The organism is Paraglaciecola algarum (assembly GCF_021532655.1).
In the GTDB taxonomy this organism is placed as follows: domain Bacteria; phylum Pseudomonadota; class Gammaproteobacteria; order Enterobacterales; family Alteromonadaceae; genus Paraglaciecola; species Paraglaciecola algarum.
In genome coordinates this window covers 25,744-51,005 of the sequence record NZ_JAKGAS010000008.1, presented here as the reverse complement: position 1 = coordinate 51,005, position 25,262 = coordinate 25,744, and the positions used below count along the sequence as shown (strand labels likewise).

Below are 25,262 nucleotides of genomic sequence, written 5' to 3'. Positions count from 1 at the left end.
ATGTGCTGTGTAAAGATTGTGTAATATATGACTTAATGCATTTATGGAATTATACCAATCGGCATGAATAAGTAGTCGCTCAGAATGCGTCCAGCGGATTTTGATTAAGGCGTCACTATGTAGTAATGGTTGTTCCCTTTCAAATAGTGAGAACCAGCTCTTTTTAAAAAGATAGGCGCAAAACCCGCTGGGGCATTCATTTCAGGCTAGTTTTAAAAGGGCTTACTCTGCGTTGCATGACTTCGAAAGAGAACTAGGTGATTTTAATAAAAAGCTATCAGTCATGCGCCTTGTTTAAGTCCTTTTAAACTCTCGCTGAGAGGCCAATTATTTATGCCGATTGATATTAACCTTTGATGAGAACCAATCTAAGTAGACTCCATCTTAGTTATTTAGTAGTTTGTCGGGCATTAAAATCACTATGCTATTTATAGCAATTTTACATTTGAAGCGGATCCAAATTGAACTCAAATTCTCCTAGTACCAGCAATAATCAGTCTTTAGAGTCAAAATTAGATGTGATTGCTAATAACTTAGCTGACGCTGGTTACGTTATTTTGCAGGACTTTTTATCTGAAGAGTTAGCTAAATTATTGCAACACCAAGCTCAAACTTTGTCTGAAACAGACTTCAAACCAGCTAGCATAGGCCGAAATCAAGATCAGCAATTAAATAGCAAAGTACGTAGTGATAGGAGTTTATGGCTAAATAAAGAGTCAGAAACTCAGCGACAATATTTAGATTTTATGGAACAAGTACGAGTAGGTTTAAATCGCCGTTTATTTATGGGCTTGTTTGATTTTGAATGCCATTTTTCGCATTACCAGCCAGGAGATTTTTATTTAAAGCATCTTGATGCCTTTAAAGGACGCAGCAATCGTGCTTTGAGTACAGTGTATTATTTGAATCCCAGTTGGCAAGAATCCTTTGGTGGTGAACTTGTTTTGTATTCGTCAGAACAGGACTCAAGTATATTAACTCGAATAAAACCTGTATTTAATCAGTGCGTGATTTTTTTAAGTGATAGTTTTCCTCATGAAGTATTAGTTAGTCACAAGGATAGATTTAGTATTGCAGGTTGGTTTAGGTTAAATAACAGTAATCATAATCATGTTGACCCTGCACTTTAACATGCAGGTATAAAAAAACGAGCTGATGAAAGCTCGTTTTTTGTATAGGTTTTGCGTTTTGAAAGAGACTAAACGACTACTATCTTACAGGCGTTAGTGCCACCAATTGTTTCCATCGCGTCACCGTAAGTCATGATGAACTGGTCGCCTTTTTCTACTAGACCTTTTTCTAATAGTAGAGTTACTACATCTGATTTAAGTTGACCTGGGTCGCTATCTCTTGAATCGAAATACACAGGTTTAACGCCACGATATAGTGCCATTTTGTTTAATGTGCTTTCATGTCTTGCTAATGCATAAATAGGTAAAGAGGTTGTGATCCGAGACATTAACAATGGTGTTGTTCCACTTTCAGTTAAGGCCACAACTGCTTTAATTGTTTTTAGGTGATTAGCTGAATAAACGGCACTTAAGGCAATGGTTTCACTGATAGTCGTGAACGTTTGATCCATTCTATGTTTAGAAATGGTTACGGTTGGATGTTTTTCAGCCCCTTCACAAACTCGTGACATAGCTTCAACAGTTTCAACTGGGAATTCACCTGCTGCTGTTTCAGCAGACAACATTACAGCGTCTGTTCCATCTAATACCGCGTTTGCCACGTCCATGACTTCTGCACGAGTGGGCATCGGGCTGGTAATCATAGACTCCATCATTTGGGTAGCGGTGATAACAATTTTGTTTAGTTGTCTTGAGCGAGCGATAAGTTTTTTCTGCACGCCAACTAGTTCAGCATCACCAATTTCAACACCTAGATCACCACGAGCAACCATAACAGCGTCTGATGCTTCAATGATATCGTCAATCGCTTCATCTGATGCCACTGTTTCGGCTCGTTCTACTTTTGCACAGATCATTGCAGTACAACCGGCTTTTTCGGCTAACTGGCGAGCGTAATCTAAATCAGCACCTGAACGTGGAAAAGAAACTGCTAAATAATCAACTCCAATTTCAGCAGCTGTGATGATATCTTTTTTGTCTTTTTCGGTTAACGCTTCAGCTGATAAACCACCACCTTGGCGGTTGATACCTTTGTTATTAGATAATTTTCCAGCCACAGTGACTTCAGTGTGAACCTTATTGCCTTCAACACTGGTAACTTTTAATTGAATACGACCATCATCAAGCAGCAAAATGTCGCCAGTCTTTACATCTTGAGGTAAGGCTTTGTAATCTATACCAACTGCTTGTTGATTACCTTCATCACGACCCATGTCTGCGTCTAGGATGAAGTGATCACCAATTTTTAAGATGATTGAGTTATTTTGAAATTTAGCAACGCGAATTTTAGGTCCTTGAAGGTCACCTAAAATTGCTACATATTTACCTAATTTTTTAGCTGCAGTGCGAACTTTATTAGCGCGATTAATATGATCTTCGGCCGTTCCATGAGAGAAGTTCATTCTTACTACATTGGTACCAGCTTTGATGATTGCTTCAATTTGTTCCACAGTATCCGTTGATGGACCTAATGTAGCGAGTATTTTTGTGCGTCTTAACATAGTTTTTGGTGCTCTGTAGTTGTGGCGTATTGATAACCTTAACTTTTAATATTCTTTATAAGGTAAAGCTAAAGTTAAAGTAATTTAATGTAATTATAGTAAGTTTAATCTTTTTATCGCAACTAACCAACCAGTTAGTTATAAATTAACAAAAATGTAATTTTATTACGAAAATAGTCGGAAAGTGAATACTTATAATATTAAGTGTTGTAATTAGTGTTTTATATAATTTTGCCGTATAAAGAACTCGACTTTATGACTTGTCATATCGAGAGCCACGTAATGTGTCTTTTACACGTTTTAGATTTTCGCGGAATTTGTTACCTCGCCTGAGAGTAAAGCCTGTGGCTAAAATATCGATTAAAGTTAACTGGGCAATTCTTGAGGCCATAGGCATGTACATATCGGTATCTTCAGGCACTTCAAGAGATAAAACTAAGTTACATTCTTTCGCCAGTGGGCTATTTTTAGAGGTAATACCCATTACAGTGGCATCATTACTGCGCGCTATCTGAGCTATTTCAACTAGGCTTTTTGTTCGACCTGTATGGGAAATTAATACTACTACGTCATCTTCGGTGCAATTCATGCAACTCATGCGTTGCATAAGTATGTCTTCAAAATAAACCACAGGTACATTAAATCTAAAAAATTTATTTAGCGCATCGTGGGCAACTGAAGCAGAAGCGCCAAGGCCAAAAAATGATATTTTTTGAGCTTGAGTCAGTAGGTCTACTGCTCGATTGATAGTACTAATATCAGCTGATTGGCGAGCAACCTCTAAAGAAGCCATAGTGGATTCGAATATTTTTTTAGTATATTCCTCAGGGCCATCATTCTCTTCAACATGCCTATTAACGTAGGGTGTACCGTTAGCAAGGCTTTGCGCTAAGTGTAGTTTAAAGTCTGGATAACCTTTAGTATCTAAGCGTCGACAAAATCTATTAACAGTTGGCTCGCTCACACCAGACATTTTTGCTAAAGTAGCTATGCTGCTGTGTATCGCAGATTGTGGGTTATGCAATATTACTTCTGCAACTTTACGTTCTGACTTACTAAAAGCGGCGTCATGTTGCGTTATTTTTTCTAGAATATTCATACGTACACTAAAAACTTCATTATAATTGGGCAATCTAAGAAGATACATTAACATTGTCAGTAACCATTAGGGTACTAAAGATGTAATTTTTTGACAAAAATCCTTTCTAAAATCCGCTTGAAACGGCTTTAAAGGTAAGAATTTAGGTTAATAAAATGTGATACGTTGTAAATTTACTACATTTTGTGGTAAATTTGACAACATAATGCTGCCCTAATCTGTAACTATATTTGCAATTAGCGCAGACAATTAAATTTAAAATTTAGAGAGTAGGCAAATAAGATGGTTTTGGAAAACTCATTTGAACCTTGTGATTTTGTGTTGTTTGGCACTAAAGGTGACTTAGCAAGACGTAAACTTTTACCTTCGTTATATCAACTTGAGAAAGCTGATTTACTCCATGCCGAAACCAAAATTATTGGTGTGGCTCGTCAAGAGTATAGCCAAGAAGAGTATTTAGCTATTGTAAAAGAGAATGTTGAAAAATTTTCCGGTGAAGAGTTATGTACTGAAACATGGGCCAGATTTGAAGCTCGCTTAACTTATGTTTGTGTAGACATGAAAAATGAAGCCAGTTACAAAGCTTTCAAGACACATGTCGACCATAAACGCACTATGGTATGTTACTTTGCTACGCCACCTTCTATTTTTGGTGATATTTGTCGAGGTTTAAAAGCTGCGAAAATCATCGATAAATCTATGCGAGTGGTGCTTGAAAAGCCAATTGGTCATGATCTAGCGTCTTCTAAAGTCATTAATGACCAAGTGGCGGAGTTTTTTGAAGAAAGACAAATTTATCGTATAGACCACTACCTCGGTAAAGAAACCGTTTTGAACTTAGTGGCATTACGTTTTGCTAACTCAATATTTGCTACTAACTGGGATCATAACTGTATTGATCACGTACAAATCAGTGTGGCTGAATCAGTTGGCATCGAAGGCCGTTGGGGCTACTTTGATGAAGCAGGACAAATGCGTGACATGGTGCAAAACCACTTGTTACAAATATTGACCCTAATCGCTATGGAGCCACCGGCTACCTTAGACGCCACTAATATCCGTAATGAAAAACTAAAAGTGTTAAAGGCTTTGCGTCCTATTGATGCGTCTAATGTGCGTCAAAATACGGTTCGTGGACAATATGTAGACGGATTTATCAAAGGACAAGAAGTACCAGGTTATTTAGAAGAGCCCGATGCCAATGAAGAAAGTAAAACAGAAACCTTTATTGCTTTAAAAGTGGAATTAGATAACTGGCGCTGGGCTGGTGTACCTTTTTACTTACGTACTGGTAAGCGTTTACCTAACAAAACCAGTGAAGTGAACATATTCTTTAAACGTCAACCACATAACTTGTTTAAAGACAGTTTCCCGCAGTTACCACCCAATAAACTGACTATTCGTTTGCAGCCTGATGAAGGCGTTGAAGTAACCGTAATGAATAAAGTGCCAGGTTTAACTAGCAGTGGTCATATGGATTTACAAAAATCTAAATTGAACTTGAGTTTCTCTGAAACCTTTAAAGACGAACGTATTGCTGATGCATATGAAAAGTTAATCCTTGAAGTGATGATGGGTAATCAATCTTTGTTTGTACGCCGAGACGAAGTCGAAGCGGCATGGGAGTGGGTTGATGGCATCAAAGAAGCTTGGGAACAAAGTAATGAAGAACCTGAGCCGTATCAAGCCGGTACATGGGGACCCGTTTCTTCAATTGCTTTATTAGCACGTGAAGATAGAGCTTGGTATGAAAGTCGCGCAGGAAAAAAATAATGGCATTAATGCAACAAAAATTTATTTCAACAAAACAACTGAATCGCTCGTTTGCTAATAATATTGCTAGGTTATTAAGAACAGGAATTGAAGAAAATGGCCGTGCCAGTTTAGTGGTATCTGGCGGCCGTACTCCAGCTGAACTTTTTGATGCTTTATCTAAAGCTAACCTAGAATGGGATAAAGTTGACATTAGTTTGGCGGACGAACGTTGGGTCGATAATTCAAATGATGCATCTAACGAAAAAATGTTACGCGCAAAGTTATTAGTGAATAATGCAGCTAGTGCTAATTTTTTCCCTTTGAAGACCCAGCATGCAAATGCAGAAGATGCAGTGCAAGAATGTACGGCTAATTTGCAGAATATGCACACCCCATTTGATGTGGTGATTTTAGGCATGGGTGAAGACGGACATACTGCGTCTTTATTTCCATGCTCAGAACAAATTTCGGCAGGCTTAGATTTAGAATCGGGTAACGCATATATTGCGGTACAACCTACAACCGCTCCTAATCAAAGAATGTCATTAACCTTGCCTGCATTACTGAATAGTAAGCAGATCTATCTACACCTTACTGGCGATAATAAAAAGCAGGTATTAGAAACTGTGCTGTCAGATGATGATGAGATGGCTATGCCTATTCGAGCAGTTATTAATCAAGCTGAAGTCAAATTAATGTGGGCACCATAATTAACATGTAGGAAAAGACTTTGAATACACTAATACAAGAAGTTACTCAGCGAATTATTGAGCGCAGCCAGCATACGCGTAAAGCTTATTTAGATAAAATTGAAGCGGCTCGTAAACAAGGGCCACATCGAGGTGTGTTGTCTTGTGGTAACTTAGCCCATGGATTTGCCGCATGTAGTGGTGAAGAAAAAGCTGATTTAACTAGCTTAACCAAGGCCAATATTGCCATAGTCTCTTCGTACAACGATATGTTATCTGCGCATCAACCGTATGATGAATACCCTGCTAAACTAAAAAAAATAATTAATGAAGTGGGTAGTATTGCCCAATATGCTGGTGGTGTTCCAGCCATGTGCGATGGAGTAACTCAAGGCACACCAGGTATGGATTTAAGCCTTATGAGCCGTGACGTGATTGCTATGTCAGCGGCTATTGGTTTGTCCCATAATATGTTTGACGGCACATTAATGTTAGGTATATGCGACAAAATTGTCCCAGGATTATTAATGGGAGCCTTAAGTTTTGGACATTTACCGACTATTTTTGTGCCTGCTGGTCCAATGCCATCAGGTATTCCAAATAAAGAAAAAGCCCGTGTTCGTCAATTATATGCCGAAGGTAAAGTTGGCCGTGCAGAATTATTAGATGCTGAATCTAAGTCTTACCATTCTGCCGGTACTTGTACTTTTTACGGTACAGCAAATAGTAATCAGCTAGTGGTAGAAATGATGGGTTTACACTTGCCCGGCTCTTCTTTTGTTAATCCAGGCACCCCGTTACGTGATGCCCTAACTGATGCCGCTGGTCGTCAAATAACTCGCATTACAGACTTAGGCACTGAGTATCGTCCAATTGGACATATCGTTGATGCAAAGTCTATCGTGAATGGTTTAGTTGCCTTGTTAGCGACAGGCGGATCTACCAATCACACTATGCATTTAGTGGCTGTAGCAAAAGCTGCTGGTTACATCATTAATTGGGATGACTTTGCTGATATTTCTAGCGCTGTACCTTTATTAACCCGTATCTATCCAAATGGTTCTGCAGATATTAATCACTTTACAGCAGCGGGTGGCATGGCCTTGTTGTTTAAAGAGTTATTAGACGGCGGTTTATTACATAATGATGTTATGACTATTTGTGGCCAAGGTTTAGACCAATACACTAAAGAGCCTGTATTGGAAAATGGTGAATTAGTATGGCGTGATGGTCCAACCGAAAGTTTTGATAAAGAAGTCGTGGCTAGTGTTAAAACGCCATTCAAAGTAGATGGCGGATTATCTGTATTGTCCGGTAACTTAGGTCGAGCGGTGATGAAAACATCAGCGTTAAAAAGCCCTCATTGTAAAATTAAAGCGCCAGCAGTGGTGTTTGAAGATCAATTTGAATTACACGCTGCTTTTAAAGCAGGTGAGTTAGATAAAGATTGTGTTGTCGTTGTTCGCTTCCAAGGGCCTAGTGCGGTTGGTATGCCTGAATTACATAGTTTGACACCACCTTTAGCTGTGCTTCAAGACCGCGGTTTTAAAGTGGCATTAGTCACTGATGGTCGTATGTCAGGGGCTTCAGGTAAAGTACCTGCTGCTATCCATGTGACACCTGAAGCCATCAAAGGCGGTATTTTAGCTAAGATCCAAACCGGTGATCTTGTTGAATTAGATACTGAAACGGGTGTTATGTCTGCATTAGTTAGTGAAGAAGAACTAGCTCAACGTGAAACCAAAGTGGTTGATGTAACGTCACACCAAATAGGTATGGGACGTGAAATGTTCGCAGGTTTACGTACAACCCTAACAGGTGCCGAAGAAGGCGCTTGTTCATTGTTTTTTGGTCAGGATTAAGTTTATGTCAGCTCAATTTGTTGCCGACGTTGGTGGTACTAATATTCGATTAGCGCAAATCGAAAACGGCCAGTTAAGTCATATTAAAAAATATTTATGTAGTGATTACGCTACTATCACGGAAGTTATCAAAGTTTACTTTGACGAATTTCCTCAGGTTAAGTTTACTGCTGGTTGTCTAGGCGTAGCTTGTCCTGTGACAAGTGATGCTATCACTATGACCAATAACAGCTGGCAGTTTTCGATTAATGAATTGCAAGCAGAGTTAGGTTTAACATGGTTGGGCGTGATTAATGATTTTACCGCTGTAGCCTATGCCGTTACTGTGTTAGACGATCATCAAAAAGTACAAATTGGTCCTGGTAAAAGTATCGCTGGTGAAAATATAGCAGTATTTGGCCCAGGTACAGGTTTGGGGGTTAAACATTTAACCCCAAATGCTGATGGTTGGTTAGCTCTAGATGGTGAAGGTGGTCATGTTGATTTTGCTGCGGTAGATGAAATAGATATCGCAATCTTGCAATTTTTAACCAATAAGTTTGGCCATGCATCAGCTGAAGAAGTCATGTCTGGTCGAGGAATTGTTCATATTTATCAAGCAATTGCTGAATTTAAAGGTGCAGCTGCACCTTTAGTCGATGCCGCTGATATTACCGAATCGGCGCTAAATGGTAGTTGTGACTTGTGTGTTGCTACCTTAGCCCAATTCAGCAAGGTTTTGGGTAGCTTTGCTGGCAATCTTGCCCTTAATTTGGGAACGCGTGGTGGCGTATATATTGGTGGTGGCATTGCCCCCCGTTTCACCGATTTTATTCGAGAAAGTGATTTTCGGGAGCGTTTTGAAGCTAAAGGTCGATTTAGAGACTACGTGGCCGGCATTCCGACTTTCATTATCACCGAGCCCGATCATGGTTTGATTGGTGCTATGGCCTATTTAAATCAAAATTGTAAAGGTTAAGTTCAATGTCAAAAAATTGGAAAATGACGTCAGAAGAAATATTTAGTGCTGGGCCTGTTGTACCAGTATTGGTAATAAAAGACGTTGCATACGCTGTTCCGTTAGCAAAAGCACTTATTGCCGGTGGTATTAAAGTTTTAGAAGTGACTTTAAGAACAGACGCTGCCTTAGAGGTAATTAAAAAAATTGCTGATGAAGTCCCAGAAGCTATTATTGGTGCAGGTACAGTGACAAACAAAGAACAATTGCAACAAGTGATTGATGCTGGTGCCAAGTTTGCAATAAGCCCTGGATTAACCACAGACTTGTTAAAAGCGGGTAACGAAGGAAGTATTGCACTTATTCCTGGCGTGTCATCTATTTCAGAATTGATGACGGCTAAAGATCTAGGTTATACACACCTTAAGTTTTTCCCTGCAGAGGCGTCTGGTGGCGTTAAAGCCCTTAAAGCGATTGGTGGACCTTGCCCAGAAATTACTTTCTGTCCAACAGGTGGCATTAGCCCGAGCAACTATAACGATTACTTAGCATTACCTAATGTAAAATGTTGTGGTGGTTCTTGGTTGGCACCTGAAGAAGCTATGGCAAATGGTGATTGGGATAAAATCACTGAGCTAGCTAAGCAAGCTATCGCTGGAGTTAAATAGGACTTAATCTATTATCTTTCTTTAATAAGCCGCTCAATAGCGGCTTTTTTTATGGTTGATCAGTAGTGTCTAAATCTGTAGTAATTATTTTCCAATGATCGGTTGTTGAATTTATAATGCCGGCTCTGTTAAATAAATCCACTATCATTTTTGTACTACGCATTTTTGCTATACCTAAGCTTAATGCTTCGAATATTTCTGTACTGTGAGGCATACCTTTTCTGACTGCGAAATGTCTACTTTGAGCAATGATAATTTTGATATCAGGGACAGGGTATAAATACATTTTTCCAAAAACCATAGTTAGTTCACTACTAAATTCACCTAGAGTAAAATCAGCCCGACCTTTTTTAATTCTATCGTAAATTTCGAATTGGCTTTTTGCTGTGAGTAAGTTTTTAGTGATCTGGCGAAGCATATACCAGTCTTGCTCCCAAGCTGGGACTGTAATGCCTCTATATCGCTGAAGGCTTTGAAGGTTTTTGACTGTCTTTAGCATTGGATGGCCCTGTAAGGTATAAATACCTTTGCTAAATTCGCCTTTTCGTAGAATGGCAGGAGATATGTGAAAAAGTTCGGTATTAGCTTGATCTTTCCAGACACTTTCTCCTTGGATATAAGCCTTCTTTTGTTGAACAAATAATTTACTTTCATTGTAGTCAACGGATTTTAGTACATTAAACTCAAAGTTTAGTCCGCCTAAATTCAGTGCTTTACATAGTATTATTAATTCTACTGCGGCCCTATTTTCTGGTTTAGCGTCAAACTCATTTACTAGCCAGCATGACTTGCTTTTGGTCCATTTGGAAAAGTCCACTAGAACATATTCAGGAATAACGATACCTATATGTATTACTTTATTTTCATAAGGTAAACATTGAAGTGGAAAACAAAACATCAAAAACAATAAGCATCTAATTGATAACAATTTCAACATGTAAAGATACTCATATTAATCATCATTTATGTATAACCAAAAACTAAATGTATGTCAATTAAGGATAAAATCTCCTAATTTCGTATATAATATTGTTTATTTATAAATAAATAATGTTAATATTTTGTTTGTTGTGTTAATAATTCTGAGGGTATAGAGGGTGATGCTAAAAAATTTCCAACAAATTTGTGTCTTATTATCATTGTTTATGTTGGCTAATACAGTCAGTGCAATAGATATATATGTAGCTAAAACAGGTGATGATAATTCTGATGGCAGCCTTTCCAGCCCTTACCTAACAATAACTAAAGCCGCTGAACACGCTCGAGCTGGAGATACTGTTTATATTGGTGGTGGTGTATATGAGGAGGTGTTGTCGCCAGTAAATTCCGGTTTGGAAGGGGAACCTATTATATTCCAATCATATGAGGGCGAAAAAGTCATAATTAGTGCCATGCAATCCCTAAATAATTGGCAACATGATGTGGGTGATATTTACGTCACTCAAGTTGATTGGGATTTAGGACAACAAAATTTTGTGATGCAAAATGACGTAGCCATGGATTTGGCTCGTTGGCCTGACAATACCGACGGTGACCCTTTCACCCAAAATTCTTTGCGCAATACCGGAGGCAGTGGCAGTGATGTAGCCAATAACGCCTTTTTGGATTATGCAGAAGGCATTCCTGAAGGTGATTGGTCTAAAGGTGGCTCGATATATTTTTATGGCGATAAACCTGGCTCAGGTTGGACAACATGGCGAGCATTTATCACTAGCAATACTGATACCCAAGTAACTTTCGAACTAGATAAAAATCCTGCATGGATCCGCACCTTCCATGCACCTGCTGACAAAGGTGATTTTTTTCTGCAAGGTATTAAGGAAGTACTAGATTACCAAAATGAATGGTACTTTGATCCCGACACAAAAAAATTATATGTGCAGTTACCCAAAGGTGTGATGCCGACAGAAAATCAAGTGAGTATGCGTAAACGCACCAAAACTATCGATTTAGCTTCTCGCAACTATATTCATATTAAAAATCTAGCTGTGTTTGGTGGTTCAATTGAAATAACCGGTGGGGCCTCTAACAACCATATTTATGGCGTAACCAGTTTGTATGGAAACTATACTTTGGGGGTGGTTTCTGGTTTTGCTTCTGGTAATCAAAGTATCAATATTCGCAGTGATTGGAATCAATTTAACACTAAAAACAATATCATTGAAAAAAGTGAGATTGGTTTTGGTTCTGGTACGGGCATATACGATTCAGGTGAAAACACGCAAATTCTAGATTCTTACATTCACGATTTTAATTACTTGGGTAACTATGATGCAATCATTAATGCTCGGGGCGGCAACAATACTAAGGTGTTAAATAATACCATTTCTCGTGGTGGCCGTGACGCTATCCAAGGCTTTAACGATAATGCAGAGTACGCCTATAACGATATCTCACGAAGCAATTTAATCGCAGATGATTGTGGCTTGTTTTATACAGTGGGCGGGCCTAGTAACACTGAAATTCATCATAATTGGTTGCATGATGCCTATTCAAGTGGTGATAAAAGCAAAGCGGCAGGCATTTATTTAGACAATGATGCCCAAGGATTTACGGTGCACCATAACGTGATTTGGAACACTGAATGGAGCAGTATTCAAATTAACTGGAATGGCAAAGACTTAAACATCTATAACAATACTATGCTCAATTCTAGTGGTGTTATGGGGGCGTGGCATAAAGAAGGCACAGCTTTTTCTAATGTAAATGTTTGGAATAACTTAGCAGATAATTCAGCTTGGGAGCCTCAATCTGATAAACAAAATAATGTAACAGTCAGCCCAACTTCAGGCACCTTTGTTGATGCCGAAAGCGGAGATTTTAGATTAAGAGCGGGCACAGAGCCTGTTGATGCAGGTCGCGAAATTGACGATATCACCACAGATGTAACTGACGCTAGCCCTGATGCGGGAGCCTACGAAATAGGCGGTGATAATGCTAATTGGGTGGCGGGTATAACTTGGGAGAGAAAACTCGGTCCTACTGGACTAGGTTGTTATGGTTTACCTGGTGAAGATTGTCAAGACCCCAGTGCTAGTGAACCTAGTGTTAACTTTAGTCAAGATCAAACCGTGGATGAAGGCCAAACTGCTACTGTAACTGTGACCTTAAGTGAGCTAGCTCAAATTTATCCAGTAACTATTCCTTTTACTGTGTCTGGCACAGCTACTGATGCTGATCATGATGCCGTGAATGGCGAGGTTGTAATTACAAGTGGTACTGAAGGTGAAGTGCTGATTAACGTTAAAACCGATACTGTGACCAATGAAAGTGAAACTATTATATTGACCTTAGGCTTACCGATTAATGCTATTGCAGGTGAGCAAGATACACACACAATAACCATTACCGATAAAACACCAGCGCCAACTCCACCACCAGTTGTTACACCGCCAGTGACACCACCTAGTTCTGATAGTGGTTCAGGTGGCGGTAGTGTATGGATATTGTTATTTGTATTGTCTGGAATGTATTATCAAAGACAAATAAGTTTAAAATAAGTGGTTTAATTTGAAAGGCTTAAGCGTGAAATTAGCTATGGCAGCGGTATTCGTATTGTTGCCGTCTACCGCTGTATCGCTCGAGCCTTTGCCACCAGTTCCTTACCCGGCAGAAAACCCACCGACAGAAGCCAAACGTATATTAGGCAAAATATTGTTTTGGGATGAACAGTTGTCTACAGACAATTCGATCGCCTGTGGTTCGTGCCACCTACCTAGTGCCAACGGTGCAGATAAACGAATTGGCTTAGAGCCTGGGTTTGATAAAACACTCACTACAGCCGATGATAACTTGGGAAGTTTAGGTGTTGTTTCCAGAAATGAGTTAGGTGCAGCTACCAGCCATCCTATTTTTAAATTTACCGCTCAAGTGACGAATAGAGCTGCACAATCATACTTTTCAGGTCTATGGGCTGAACATAATTTTTGGGATGGTCGAGCTGGCCCTGAATTTATCGACCCTAAATTAAATGAAATCGTAATTACCAGCGGTGGGGCGTTAGAAAATCAAGTGCTGGGCCCCTTGATGAGCTCTGTTGAAATGGCGAAAGTAGATCAAACTGCTGAAGAAGTGATAGCTAAATTGAAACAAGCAAAACCTTTAGCCTTAGCGACTAATTTACCCGAAGACATACGCTTAGCTTTAGTAAGCTCCCCCAGTTATTCAGAATTATTTTTCAAGGCTTTTGCTAATAGCCAAATTAGTCTAAAACATATCGCTTTTGCCATCGCCACTTATGAAAGAAGTTTGGTGGCCGATCAAACTCCTTGGGATATGGCCAATGCCACACAGCAGCAACTCCCATATTTGGAAAACTTAGGCTGGGAGTTTTTTCAGCAAAGTGGTTGTGCTGATTGCCACAAACCACCGTTATTTACCGATAACAAATTTTATAACATAGGTATTCAAGGCCGAAATACCGATGCTGGTCGTAAACAAATCAGTCTATTGGAACAAGATTTAGGCGCCATGAAAGTACCCAGTTTGCGCAATACCGCTTTAAAAACCACTTATATGCACTCAGGGCAATTTACTACTTTAGAGCAAGTCATTGATGCTTATGCAGATGTACCTTTTGACGATGTCGCCACCAAAATGCCGAACGGAGACAAATACAACTTTCAGTTTACTGAATATCAACGCAAGGCTTTAGTGGCATTTCTAACAAATTCGTTAACCGATGAACGTGTTAAGAACGAAAGCTACCCATTTGATAGACCTAAATTGCGCAGTGAACATCACAATCACTCTGTGCCAGATCCAATTCGTAATGGTAAAATTACAGTCAACCTAAAAGGTTTAGTGGAAATAACTTGGGATGACTTTTCAGAAAAAGAGGTTGGTTTTGATTTAGAAATTGTACGCAATGATGGTCGGCATTATTGGGCAAGCCAATCGCCATTTGAAGATATATTCACTGAAGCTGGGCAAAGTTATGAATATCAAATTTTCACTCGAAACGCGCAGCAAGTAAAGTCGTTTGCTGCCCGTCTAAATATTCAAGTGCCAAGTAATTTGGGCCGTTCAATTCAGCTTATTATTTTAGCTCTAATGCTAGTATTCATTTTTGTGATTTGCTGGAATCGTAAGCGAGTTAAATAGCTTGTAAAACTTGGCCGTTAAAGGTGATCCCATCCCAACCTGTGACCATGAAATTACGTATGTTACCATGATCCTTACCTTCTGGATTTTGTAATACATCTTCACGGTAGTAGGCGCCAAATAAGCTTAGAGTTTGTTCTTTGTCTAGCTTGTTTATTTGAGCAAAATAAAAAATCTTACAAGAGCCTTCATTACTGCCAGCTGCACTGGTTAAATCACCATTTGTGAAGGCACTCGGTGTGTATTGATAGTTTTGCCCTATGACTTCCATAACTTGAGTAAATTCAATGCTATGTGGAGTGGTTCTAGTTTGTTCTATAAGTTCTGCAATTTGCATCATGATCCTAAAATTTTTTAATTTGTATGTGTTTGCTTGAGTATTTTAATACTTGGAGAAAGCGGTTTTGTTGTTTTTATTTAACTTCAATTATTGCTTTTACAATTTTGACTTCTTCTGTGGTTGTGCCTCTCGCAGAGCCAAATTGCTCAAAGCTTTTTAATACTTCTAAACCTTTTGTGACTTTGCCAAAAATCGTGTGTTTGCCGTCTAACCAAGGCGTAGCTTTAAAGGTTAGGAAAAACTGACAGCCATCTGTATTTGGGCCAGAATTAGCCATACTCAATAAACCCGCTTCTGTATGTTTTACCTCATCGTTAAACTCACCGGCGTATTTGTAACCAGGGTTTCCGCGTCCAGTGCCTGTAGGGTCGCCACCTTGCGCCATAAACCCCGGAATAATTCGATGAAATATAACGTCATCGTAGAAGCCTACACGAGTTAAAAATATTGTACTTGAAACATGCATAGGCGCTACCTTTGGCATGAGTTCAATGGTGATATCACCTTTATTGGTGGTTAATAACCACAGGTATTTTTTGTCTTGGCTAAAAGTTAACTCTGGTGGCTGAGGTAAAGATGTTTTCCAGTCTTTATTTTGCTTGTCGATGTTTTGTTGTTGAATAAACTGATTAGCTTGTTTGACGGCTTGGTCGGTAAATAAGTCACAACTAGTTAAAACGAGTGCAAAAGCAATGGCTGTAATAATGGAGAATTGAGTTTTTTTAATCATGGTTTTTAAGTTTTTAATTAAAATTTGAGACCTAGCTACAAGGTTTAGCTAGGTTACTGAATAGAAGGGTAAGTTATCATTTTAAAGGTGTAAAACAAATACCTTTGAATTACGTTGAAAGTTATATAGCTGCTTTTTCTTGGATGGTAAATCATCAAGGCTAGCTGGCACAAAACCTTGTTCTAAAAACCAGTGAGCTGTAACTGTAGTTAACACAAAAATAGATTTTAAGCCTTGTTTGTGGGCTTGTGTTTTTATGGATGCTAATAATCTTTCACCACGGCTACCGCCTCGATAATCAGTATGGGTTGCAACGCAGGCTAATTCACCCATAGCATCTTCTGCGTAAGGGTAGAGGGCGGCACAGGCTATAGTCATGCCGTCACGTTCAATTAGGGTAAATTGTTCGATTTCGTTTTCTAAATATTCACGAGAGCGCTTAACTAAAATACCTTTTTCTTCTAAAGGTTTAATCAGTTCTAAAACGCCGCCGACATCTTCTATTTTGGCTGGTCTTAATTGTTCATAAGAACTTTGAGATATTAACGAACCCGCACCATCTCGGGTGAAAAGCTCTTGCAATAAAGCCCCATCTTGACGGTAACTTACACAATGGCAACGACTAATGTTGGATTCTAAGCTGGAAATCACAGACTGCAGTAATTGTTTTTGATCCGCATAAAAAGGTTGTTCAATCATGCCATAGAGCTCATTTAACTCTAGGTTTCTTAATAACCCTCCTTTTTCGTTCACTATGCCGTCTTCATGGGTAAAAGCTATGAGTTTGTCTGCTTTAAGGGCAATGGCCGTTTTAGTTGCTACTTCTGTAAAAGGTAAATTAAAAACTTCGCCCGTGGCTGAATAACCCATAGGGGATAAGAGTACGATAGAGCCATCATTTAAATGGTCATTTATCCCATCAACATCTACACGCCTTACAATGCCGGTGTTTTCATAATCTACACCTTCTTGCACACCCGCAGGCATTGCCACCACTAAGTTGCCAGAACATACCCGAATTTGTGCACCATGCATAGGTGAATTAGGTAAACCCATGGTGAGCAAAGCTTCAACTTGAGCTCGAACTGAGCCTGCTGCATCTTTAACACATTCAAGGGTTTGTTTGTCGGTAATACGGATGTCATTATGAAAACGGGCTACTTGGTTTCGTAAAGCAACTCTTTGATCAATTTGTGGTCTTGCACCATGTACCAAAACCAAACGCACACCTAAGCTAGCTAACAAGGCAATATCATGAATAATATTGGCAAAGTTGTCTTCTTCAATGGCTTCACCACCAAACATTAAAACAAAGGTTTTACCTCTATGTGCATTAATGTATGGCGCTGAATTACGAATAATTTTAACACTGTCGATATGTGAAACGACCACAAAAAATTCCTTTTCTAGTTAGACTTATTTTTATTTAGGATTTAGCAATTGCAGCAAGTTCAGCATCTAATGCAGCTTGCACAGGTTCAATGCCTGTACCACCTAAAATATTACGTTTATTGACTAGATAATCTAGCTGTAATATTTCGTAAACATCATCTTCAATTAAGTCAGAATATTTTTTCAACTCCGCTAATTCGAGATCTTCAATCGCCACTTTTTGCTCAAGAGCCGCAAGTACTACTTGACCAGAAATATCGTGAGCGGTTCTAAATGGTATGCCTTTATCTACCAAATAATCCGCTAACTCAGTAGCATTGGCGTAACCTTCACGAGCAGCTTTAGCACAACGCTGGGCATCTAATTGAATTGAGTCTAAAACTTCAACTGCAATACATAAACAAATATGCCAGTTTGTCACAGCATCAAGCACACCTTCTTTGTCTTCTTGCATATCTTTGTTATATGCCAATGGAAGACCTTTCATGGTGACTAACATGCCTTGTAAACTGCCAAATACACGACCACATTTACCGCGGATTAATTCCAAGGCATCTGGATTTTTCTTTTGTGGCATCAATGAAGAACCTGATGTGACTTGATCACCTAAGGTAATAAATCCAGCTTCACCTGAGTTGAAGAAAATTAAATCTTCAGCCATACGAGACATGTGCATCATGCTGGTACTGGCGGCAAATAATATTTCTAATACAAAGTCACGATCCGACACAGCATCTAAGCTGTTCAAACAAGGGCTATCAAAACCTAGGTCGCTAGCAATTTCGTGACGATCAATAGGGTAAGTTGTACCCGCTAATGCACCACTACCAAGAGGACATTTATTTAAACGTACCTTTAGATCTTGCAGACGGCTAATGTCTCGTTTGAACATTTCTACATAAGCTAAACACCAATGCGGGTAACGAACTGGTTGAGCACGTTGCAAGTGGGTATAACCCGGTAAAATAACCGTTTTATTGGTATTAGCTGTGTTCACCAAAGATGCTTTAACGTTTTCTAAATCGGTGATCAATAAGTCAACATGATCGCGACACCATAACCTAAAATCAGTAGCGACTTGGTCATTACGACTACGGCCAGTATGTAATTTACGGCCAATATCACCAAGTTGTTCAATGAGCGTTGCTTCAACAAAACTATGAATGTCTTCTTCGCTACTTGCATCAAAATCCAAAGTGCCGGCTTCAGCTTTAACTAATAAAGCTTGTAGCGCACTTTCTAATTGTTGCTGCTCATCTTGGCTTAACACGCCAGCTTTAAAAATAGCTTTAGACCAAGCTATGGAGCCGCGAATATCTTGGCTGGCCAATGCACGGTCGAAGGGTAAAGAATCATTTACCCTTCTGAACATGGCACTGCTGCCATCTTGAAATCGTCCGCCCCATAAACTCATTATTCTATTCCTGTATTTTTAAAAGCTAAACCTTGTTTGTTCATCGCATCGATTCTGCTAGACAAACTAAATAAACGGATGAAACCTTCTGCATGGCTTTGGTCGTAAACATCATCGGCACCAAAAGTCGCAAAGTCTTCAGAGTACAAGCTGTTTGGTGAGCTACGCTGTACCACTGTGGCTTGGCCTTTATACAACTTAACTACGATTTCGCCCGTGACTTTTTGCGCAAAGCTAGCTGCACCGGCTAAAAGTGCATCATTTAATGCAGTAAACCAGCGTCCGTCATACATAACATGTGAGTATTCTAGGCCGATTTGTTCACGGTATTTAAGTGATGATTTGTCTAGTACTAAAGACTCTAAGGCTTTGTATGCTTTCATCATCACAGTGCCGCCCGGAGTTTCATAACAACCACGAGACTTCATGCCAACTAAACGGTTTTCAACTATGTCGATTCGACCTACACCGTGAGCTGCAGCTATTTCGTTTAATTTCATCAATACGCCGTAAGGTGTTAACTCTTCACCATTCACTTTGGTTAACTTGCCTTCTTCAAAAGAAAGTTGAACACGTACTGGTTCGTTAGGGGCATCTTCTGGATCCACTGTCATGGTCCAGATACCTTTAGTTGGCTCGCACCAAGGATCTTCTAATTCGCCACCTTCGTGAGAGATGTGCCAAGCGTTAGCGTCACGGCTATAAATCTTAGTTAAAGAGGCTGAACATGGAATGTCACGTTCTGCTAAATAATCCAGTAAATCTTCACGAGATACCATGCTCCACTCACGCCAAGGGGCAATCACCGCTAAATCTGGGGCTAGGGCAGCGAATGTGCCTTCAAAACGTACTTGGTCATTTCCTTTACCAGTACAACCATGACATAGCGCATCAGCACCTACTTTACGAGCAATTTCTACTTGGGCTTTGGCTATGATAGGACGAGCCATAGAAGTACCTAAAAGGTATTCGCCTTCGTAAACGGCACCAGTAGTAATGGTTGGGTAAATATAGTCTGAAACAAATTCTTCTTTTAAGTCAACGATATAACATTCGCTAGCACCAGTTTTAAGGGCTTTTTCACGTAATCCAATTAACTCTTCTTCACCTTGGCCAACATCAGCGGCGAAGGCAATCACTTCACAATTATAGTTTTCGATCAACCAAGGAATGATTGCAGATGTATCTAAGCCGCCTGAGTATGCCAGTACGACTTTTTTAAATTCTTTTTTTGCCTGAATAGCCATGTTGTTTCCTAAAATAAAAGCAGTCGCGAGTCTCGAGCTTAGTAACCTCGAGTTAACACTTAACTGCATTAACTTAATCTAATAAAGTGATGAACACTCTATCTACAATGTTTTTTATAATCTACGTAGCTCGTAGCAGTATTCTAATTTCTTGGTTTAAAATCGCTAGCCAGTAATTGTACCAAAATAGCATTTTGTCCGTGCATTCTATTTTCAGCTTGTTGCATTAATAAAGATGCATCGCTGTCAATTAAACTGCCACTGATTTCCAAATCTCTATGGGCTGGCTGACAATGTAAAACATATTCAGCTCCAGTTTTTGTCATCAAGGCTTCGTCAATCTCAAAACCTGCGAAAGTATCTTTAATATCTGCCAGTGGCGTATTGTCACCCATTGATAACCAAGTATCTGTGTACAACACTTGTGAACCAACGGCATCTTGTACATCATTACTGATTGTCAGTTTTCCGCCAAACTCTTGTGCTCGTGCCTGACTTAACTTCACTATTTCTGCATCCACTTCATGGCCTTTAGGTGTGATTACCACTACTTCACATCCTAGCGCGACACCTACTAACATTAATGAATGAGTCACGTTATTACCGTCACCAATGTAAGCTACTTTTACTTTACTTAAATCTGAGTAATGTTCACTGATGGTTAAGTAGTCAGCAACGGCCTGACAAGGGTGATACATATCACACAATGCATTAATAACAGGCACTTTAGCTGATTCAGCTAGCTCTTCTAAGGTACTATGAGCATATACTCTAGCTACAATTGCATCAGCCCAGCATGCTAAATTAGCACCCATATCTTTTACGTCTTCACGACCCACTAGTTTATTTGATTGGCTGTCTAAATAAACTAAATGTCCACCTAGTTTATTGATGCCTATGTCAAAACTAACTCGGGTACGTAATGAGGGCTTTTCAAACAAGGCAACCACAGATAACCCATCTAGGGCAGTGCGATAAGCCTGTGGATTGGCTTTAATGGTTTTCGCTAATGCGAGCAAGTCTGTTAATTGCTCAGCTGTCCAATCTTTAAAAGAAAGAAGATCTTGTTTCATGATCATGCCTTGTATTTAATTCTGTGTGTTATGTATCTAATTTAAGAGTTCACTGCTGGAAATATTTTTGTACCGACAGCTTGTTGCTGTAGTAAACCTAATAGTTTTTCCGAGTCTTTCCAGCTGGCGATAGTGACATTACGACCAAGACTATTAGCCGCAGTAAGAGCGGCTTCTACTTTGACGATCATGCCATCACGAATTACATTATCTTCAACCAATGTGCTTATTTGCTCACTAGTTAATTCATTAATCAGGGATTTATTCCCATCCAATACGCCTGGCACATCGGACAACAATAATAACTCAGCATCGAGTAATTGAGCAATCACAGTTGCTGCTTGATCGGCATTTACATTTAATAATTGACCTGATTCGCTGGCACCAATTGAACTGATGATGGGTAATATGTCTGTTTGCGCTAATAATTTAAGTAAACTTGGGTCGCCGGCTTCTACTGTTCCTACCGCACCTAACTCTTCACGCATGACTTTAGCTAGGCACATTTTGCCATCTGCTAGGCTTAAACCGACAGGTGTGAGTCCAGCTTGTATGGCTAAACTCGACAATTGTTTATTGGCCGTGCCTGCCAAAGCACCTGTGATATAGGGCATATGTTCATTAGGTGTGACACGTAAGCCATCAATTTTTTCACTCTTTAACTGCAAGGCTTGCATCAGCTCTTCAACCATAGCACCACCACCATGAACTAACACTAAGTGATAATCTTGTTGTAATTGTTGTATGGTATTAAGCAGCGCTAACGCATGAGCGTCTGATTGCATAAAGGCACCGCCCACCTTAATTACCAAAGTAGATTTCGTTGACGTTTGTTTGATGGTCATATTAATTCACTAAGCCTTTCTGTAACTTTGATGCAACTAAGCCAAGGTGCGAGTCAAAACCAAAACGTAAATTGGCACATTGAACAGCTTGTGAAGCTGCACCTTTTAATAGGTTATCTATGGCACTGGTGACTACTAAATAACCTGATTCTGGGTCGAACTTCCAAAATAGATCACAAAATGGTGTATTGGCTACATCATCTATTTTTGGCCAAGTGTTTCTTAATCTAACAATTGGGTTATTTGTATAGGAGCTTTCATAAGCAGCAGAAATTTGTTCAGCAGTTACACCGTCTTGTAACTTAACGGTAATAGTGGCCAATATCCCGCGCTTGAAGTTACCTAAGTGGGGGGTGAAAATAACCGGTGCACCTAGATATTCTGATATTTCTGGTTGATGTCTATGCCCTAATACACCGTAAGCAGTTAAACTCACTTCGGTAAAGCTGGTGCCTAATGCTGCTTTTCGACCGGCACCAGACACACCAGATACCGCATTAATAATGGGTAAATGGGCTGACTCAAGGAAACCGTTTTGTTGTAAAGGTTTTAAAGCAGTTAATGATGCGGTTGGATAACATCCAGGTACGGCAACTAAGTCAGCTTGTTTTATTTGCTCTTGATGCCAATCGGCTAAACCGTATACCGCTTGACTCAATAAATCACTGGCAGTGTGGGCAAACCCGTAAAACTGTTCAAATACATCTTTATTTTTAATTCGAAATGCCCCAGATAAATCCATGATAACGGCTTTTCCGCTAGTTAATTCGGGCATCCAAACATGACTAGCTTCGTGGGGCGTGGCCAAAAATATAAGGTCGAAGTTATTTGCTAACGATCCCAAATTTGATTCATCGATAGGGGTTAGCGGTAAAGTAATTTGATTAAACCATTTAGGGTGTATATCACCTAAAAGTTTGCCGGCATCAGCACTGTTAGCTGAAACATATAAAGCTGCTAATTCAAATTCAGGGTGGTGTTGAATGATATTCGCAAGGTCTGCGCCAGCATAACCGCTTGCGCCAATAATACAGGTTTTGATCATAAGAAATTCTCAATAAGCTTTTAAAAGCAATCTGTTCAAAATAGAAAAGGAAGAAAAAACACTCTTTGCCGAAATATAACATTTAAGGCAAAGAGTGGGCTAGACGCGCAACCTCGACTTATCGTCGATACAAGCTGTTGGCGAAGCTAGGCAGGGAACTGTAAACTGTTAAAATTCTTGAAATCAAAATGTACATATACGTTTAATAGCCAAAATAAGTTAAATTGTATTAGTGTTAGCCTACTAGAATGAATACAGTTTCTAAATAGCTGCTCCACATTTTTTTAAAGTATGTCACGAACTGTATACTTATGCAATTAAAGTGAATAAATATTTAAGTTGAAGGTTATGCCAAATTTATCTTTTATAGAACTCTATCAATCTATCATAAAGATCCCGTCTGTTAGTGCATCCGACGCGAAAATAGATCTTTCAAATAAACCCTTAATTGAATTGTTATCGGGTTTATTTGCCGATCATGGTTTTACAATAACTATTCAAAAAGTGCCTAACACGCGTAACAAGTTTAATATGCTGGCGAAAATTGGCAGTGGCGAAGGTGGTTTATTATTGAGCGGTCACTCAGACACTGTGCCGTATGATGAAGGTCGTTGGCAGTCAGATCCCTTTAGTTTAAAACAACAAGATGGAAAAATATTTGGTTTAGGTAGCTGTGACATGAAAGGTTTTTTTGCTTTTATTCTAGAAGCAATAAAAACCATCCCATTAAACAAATTACAAAAACCTTTGTACATTTTGGCCACTGCAGACGAAGAAACATCTATGGCTGGGGCTAGGTTTTTTGCCAAACAACAATTGATTAAACCCGATATGGCTATTATTGGTGAGCCCACTGAACTCGTACCGATTTACAAACATAAAGGACATTTAGCCCAAAGTTTAAATATTCAAGGACAAGCAGGCCACTCGAGTGATCCCGATAAAGGGGTAAATGCTATTGAGATTATGTACCAAGCTATTGGGCAATTAATGGATTTGCAAACAAAATTAAAAACTAAATATCTAGACCCTGCATTTAGTGTGCCCCATGCCACTATGAATTTGGGGCATATTCATGGCGGTGATGGTGAAAACCGTATTTGTGGCCATTGCCAGTTAAATTTTGATTTACGGGCCATTCCTGGCATGACAGACAATGAAGTGTTAGCTCAGATTGAGGAAGCTTTAGCCCCTGTATATGCCAAATACCCTAATCGTTTGAGTTTAGATTTAATGTATCCATCAGTTCCTGCTTTTGAGTGTAAAGATGAACAAAATATCTTAGCTTTGGCAGAAAAACTAACTGGTAATAAGTATGCAAGTGCTAACTATGCAACTGAGGCGCCGTTTATCAATCAGCTAGGCTGCGACACCATAGTACTAGGCCCTGGTAGTATCGACCAAGCTCATCAGCCAGATGAATTTATATCACTTGATTATGTCAATCCAACTGTGACTTTGTTGCAACAAATGATCAGCAAGGTGTGTTTTTAATTGGTGGGAGTAATTCCTATAGGTTGCACATTTGTAGGGAGATAATGAAAGGCGCTAGTCTAAATACCTTTATTTTGTGTGCTGGCTTGTTATTATCTAGCCAATTTTTATTATTAGGTCTAAAACCCATGCAGAAAACTATTGCTTTAGTTGCCCACGATCATAAAAAACCAGATTTAATAAAGTGGGCTTTGTCTCATAAAGCAGAACTCTGTAAACACAAATTAGTGGCAACAGGCACTACCGGCGGTTTGTTACAAAAAGAATTAAATTTAGATATTCATAGATTTAAAAGTGGCCCACTAGGTGGCGATCAACAAATCGGTGCATTAATCGCTGAGCAAAAGCTAGATTGTTTAATCTTTTTTTGGGATCCCCTCAATCCCGCGCCACATGACCCAGATGTAAAAGCGTTACTAAGATTATGCTCTGTTTGGAATTTACCCGTAGCTTGCACCACTTCAACCGCAGATATGATAGTCACATCACCACTGTTTATTGGTGATGATTATCAAAGGGATATTCCGGATCTGTAAGAGTGAGTAATCTAACGGTGCGAACTTAGATTATTCACTGCGTTCACTTATGTGCTGCGCACACCAAGCATGCGCTTCGCTTACGTTATGGCTGCGCCACTTTATGAGCTTCGCTCACAAGGCATGTACTTCGCACACAATGAGCATTCACTTCGTTCACCGTCATCCTGACGTTTTTGATACGGCGTCCCTGCCGCACCAGTAACTCTTTCTTCAACAGCCAAGAAAGAGTTACCAGAAAGAGGCCGCGCTCCAGACAAATTCCAAATCCATCAAATTATTGCCTTTAACGTCGAAACGGCAATAAGCCGCTCCCAGCTATAAAAGATTGCCTTGCCATAAAGTAAAAGTAGGATTTCAAAGATCACTTTTCAGCAGGACAATAAATTTGGATCTACTAG

General features: G+C 39.5%; 21 protein-coding genes. 10 read left to right on the top strand and 11 right to left on the bottom strand.

The features are described 5' to 3' along the window. The first annotated feature begins 461 nt into the window (after window positions 1-461). Complete coding sequence (locus L0668_RS14610) at window positions 462-1,130, top strand: 2OG-Fe(II) oxygenase (RefSeq protein WP_235313451.1); 669 nt, start codon at window positions 462-464, stop codon at window positions 1,128-1,130. A 68-nt stretch (window positions 1,131-1,198) separates the two neighbouring features. Here L0668_RS14610 and pyk read toward each other — a convergent pair whose 3' ends face one another. Then, the gene (gene pyk, locus L0668_RS14605) at window positions 1,199-2,632 is read right to left on the bottom strand and encodes a pyruvate kinase (RefSeq protein ID WP_235313450.1); all 1,434 of its coding nucleotides are present in this window, start codon (window positions 2,630-2,632) and stop codon (window positions 1,199-1,201) included. Between the two features lie 253 nt (window positions 2,633-2,885). After that, window positions 2,886-3,731 (bottom strand): MurR/RpiR family transcriptional regulator, encoded by an 846-nt coding sequence (locus L0668_RS14600; protein WP_235313449.1) that lies wholly within the window; start codon window positions 3,729-3,731, stop codon window positions 2,886-2,888. A gap of 282 nt (window positions 3,732-4,013) precedes the next feature. On the opposite strand from L0668_RS14600, the gene zwf reads away from it, so the two are divergent. Genes zwf through L0668_RS14575 form a run of 5 tightly spaced genes read left to right on the top strand, consistent with a single transcriptional unit; the run spans window position 4,014 to window position 9,642 of the window. Then, window positions 4,014-5,504 (top strand): glucose-6-phosphate dehydrogenase, encoded by a 1,491-nt coding sequence (gene zwf, locus L0668_RS14595; protein ID WP_235313448.1) that lies wholly within the window; start codon window positions 4,014-4,016, stop codon window positions 5,502-5,504. Then, window positions 5,504-6,196, top strand: coding sequence for a 6-phosphogluconolactonase (pgl, locus tag L0668_RS14590; protein ID WP_235313447.1), 693 nt, complete (start codon window positions 5,504-5,506; stop codon window positions 6,194-6,196). The genes zwf and pgl overlap by 1 nt, the downstream gene beginning before the upstream one ends. Before the next feature lie 20 nt (window positions 6,197-6,216). Then, the gene (gene edd / locus L0668_RS14585; protein ID WP_235313446.1) at window positions 6,217-8,037 is read left to right on the top strand and encodes a phosphogluconate dehydratase; all 1,821 of its coding nucleotides are present in this window, start codon (window positions 6,217-6,219) and stop codon (window positions 8,035-8,037) included. A gap of 4 nt (window positions 8,038-8,041) precedes the next feature. Next, on the top strand, window positions 8,042-8,995 hold the full coding sequence (locus L0668_RS14580) for a glucokinase (RefSeq protein WP_235313445.1): 954 nt from the start codon (window positions 8,042-8,044) through the stop codon (window positions 8,993-8,995). A gap of 5 nt (window positions 8,996-9,000) precedes the next feature. Further along, a complete protein-coding gene (locus L0668_RS14575; RefSeq protein ID WP_235313444.1) occupies window positions 9,001-9,642 on the top strand; it encodes a bifunctional 4-hydroxy-2-oxoglutarate aldolase/2-dehydro-3-deoxy-phosphogluconate aldolase in 642 nt (213 codons plus the stop codon). Window positions 9,643-9,691: 49 nt separating this feature from the next. Here the strand turns inward: L0668_RS14575 and L0668_RS14570 are convergent, their stop codons facing one another. Continuing rightward, window positions 9,692-10,579: a hypothetical protein gene (locus tag L0668_RS14570; protein WP_235313443.1), complete on the bottom strand. Its 888-nt coding sequence runs from the start codon at window positions 10,577-10,579 to the stop codon at window positions 9,692-9,694. 163 nt (window positions 10,580-10,742) lie between these two features. Between L0668_RS14570 and L0668_RS14565 the strand changes: the two genes are divergently transcribed. Next, a complete protein-coding gene (locus tag L0668_RS14565; RefSeq protein WP_235313442.1) occupies window positions 10,743-13,142 on the top strand; it encodes a right-handed parallel beta-helix repeat-containing protein in 2,400 nt (799 codons plus the stop codon). 25 nt (window positions 13,143-13,167) lie between these two features. Continuing rightward, on the top strand, window positions 13,168-14,745 hold the full coding sequence (locus L0668_RS14560) for a cytochrome-c peroxidase (RefSeq protein ID WP_235313441.1): 1,578 nt from the start codon (window positions 13,168-13,170) through the stop codon (window positions 14,743-14,745). On the opposite strand, the gene L0668_RS14555 is transcribed toward L0668_RS14560, so the two are convergent. From L0668_RS14555 to argC, 8 genes are all read right to left on the bottom strand, one after another. Next, on the bottom strand, window positions 14,738-15,082 hold the full coding sequence (locus L0668_RS14555) for a HopJ type III effector protein (RefSeq protein ID WP_235313440.1): 345 nt from the start codon (window positions 15,080-15,082) through the stop codon (window positions 14,738-14,740). The two genes, L0668_RS14560 and L0668_RS14555, sit on opposite strands and share 8 nt — an antisense overlap. A gap of 76 nt (window positions 15,083-15,158) precedes the next feature. Then, window positions 15,159-15,815: a peptidylprolyl isomerase gene (locus tag L0668_RS14550; RefSeq protein ID WP_235313439.1), complete on the bottom strand. Its 657-nt coding sequence runs from the start codon at window positions 15,813-15,815 to the stop codon at window positions 15,159-15,161. 81 nt (window positions 15,816-15,896) lie between these two features. After that, window positions 15,897-17,207 (bottom strand): amino-acid N-acetyltransferase, encoded by a 1,311-nt coding sequence (gene argA, locus L0668_RS14545; protein WP_235313438.1) that lies wholly within the window; start codon window positions 17,205-17,207, stop codon window positions 15,897-15,899. Window positions 17,208-17,241: 34 nt separating this feature from the next. Next, on the bottom strand, window positions 17,242-18,621 hold the full coding sequence (gene argH / locus L0668_RS14540; protein WP_235313437.1) for an argininosuccinate lyase: 1,380 nt from the start codon (window positions 18,619-18,621) through the stop codon (window positions 17,242-17,244). Then, the gene (locus L0668_RS14535) at window positions 18,621-19,868 is read right to left on the bottom strand and encodes an argininosuccinate synthase (RefSeq protein ID WP_235313436.1); all 1,248 of its coding nucleotides are present in this window, start codon (window positions 19,866-19,868) and stop codon (window positions 18,621-18,623) included. The genes argH and L0668_RS14535 overlap by 1 nt, the downstream gene beginning before the upstream one ends. A 143-nt stretch (window positions 19,869-20,011) precedes the next feature. Continuing rightward, the gene (locus L0668_RS14530) at window positions 20,012-20,941 is read right to left on the bottom strand and encodes an ornithine carbamoyltransferase (protein ID WP_235313435.1); all 930 of its coding nucleotides are present in this window, start codon (window positions 20,939-20,941) and stop codon (window positions 20,012-20,014) included. A 41-nt stretch (window positions 20,942-20,982) separates the two neighbouring features. Next, window positions 20,983-21,786 (bottom strand): acetylglutamate kinase, encoded by an 804-nt coding sequence (argB, locus tag L0668_RS14525; RefSeq protein WP_235313434.1) that lies wholly within the window; start codon window positions 21,784-21,786, stop codon window positions 20,983-20,985. A 1-nt stretch (window position 21,787) separates the two neighbouring features. Next, entirely contained in the window at window positions 21,788-22,831 is a 1,044-nt protein-coding gene (gene argC / locus L0668_RS14520) for an N-acetyl-gamma-glutamyl-phosphate reductase (protein ID WP_235313433.1), read from the bottom strand. Window positions 22,832-23,179: 348 nt separating this feature from the next. Between argC and argE the strand changes: the two genes are divergently transcribed. Together argE and L0668_RS14510 are read left to right on the top strand one after the other, a co-directional pair. Next, window positions 23,180-24,325 (top strand): acetylornithine deacetylase, encoded by a 1,146-nt coding sequence (gene argE / locus L0668_RS14515; protein ID WP_235313432.1) that lies wholly within the window; start codon window positions 23,180-23,182, stop codon window positions 24,323-24,325. A gap of 128 nt (window positions 24,326-24,453) precedes the next feature. Continuing rightward, window positions 24,454-24,861 carry a methylglyoxal synthase gene (locus L0668_RS14510; RefSeq protein ID WP_235313649.1) on the top strand — a complete coding sequence of 136 codons (408 nt, stop codon included), beginning with the start codon at window positions 24,454-24,456 and terminating at the stop codon, window positions 24,859-24,861. Window positions 24,862-25,262: the final 401 nt, after the last annotated feature.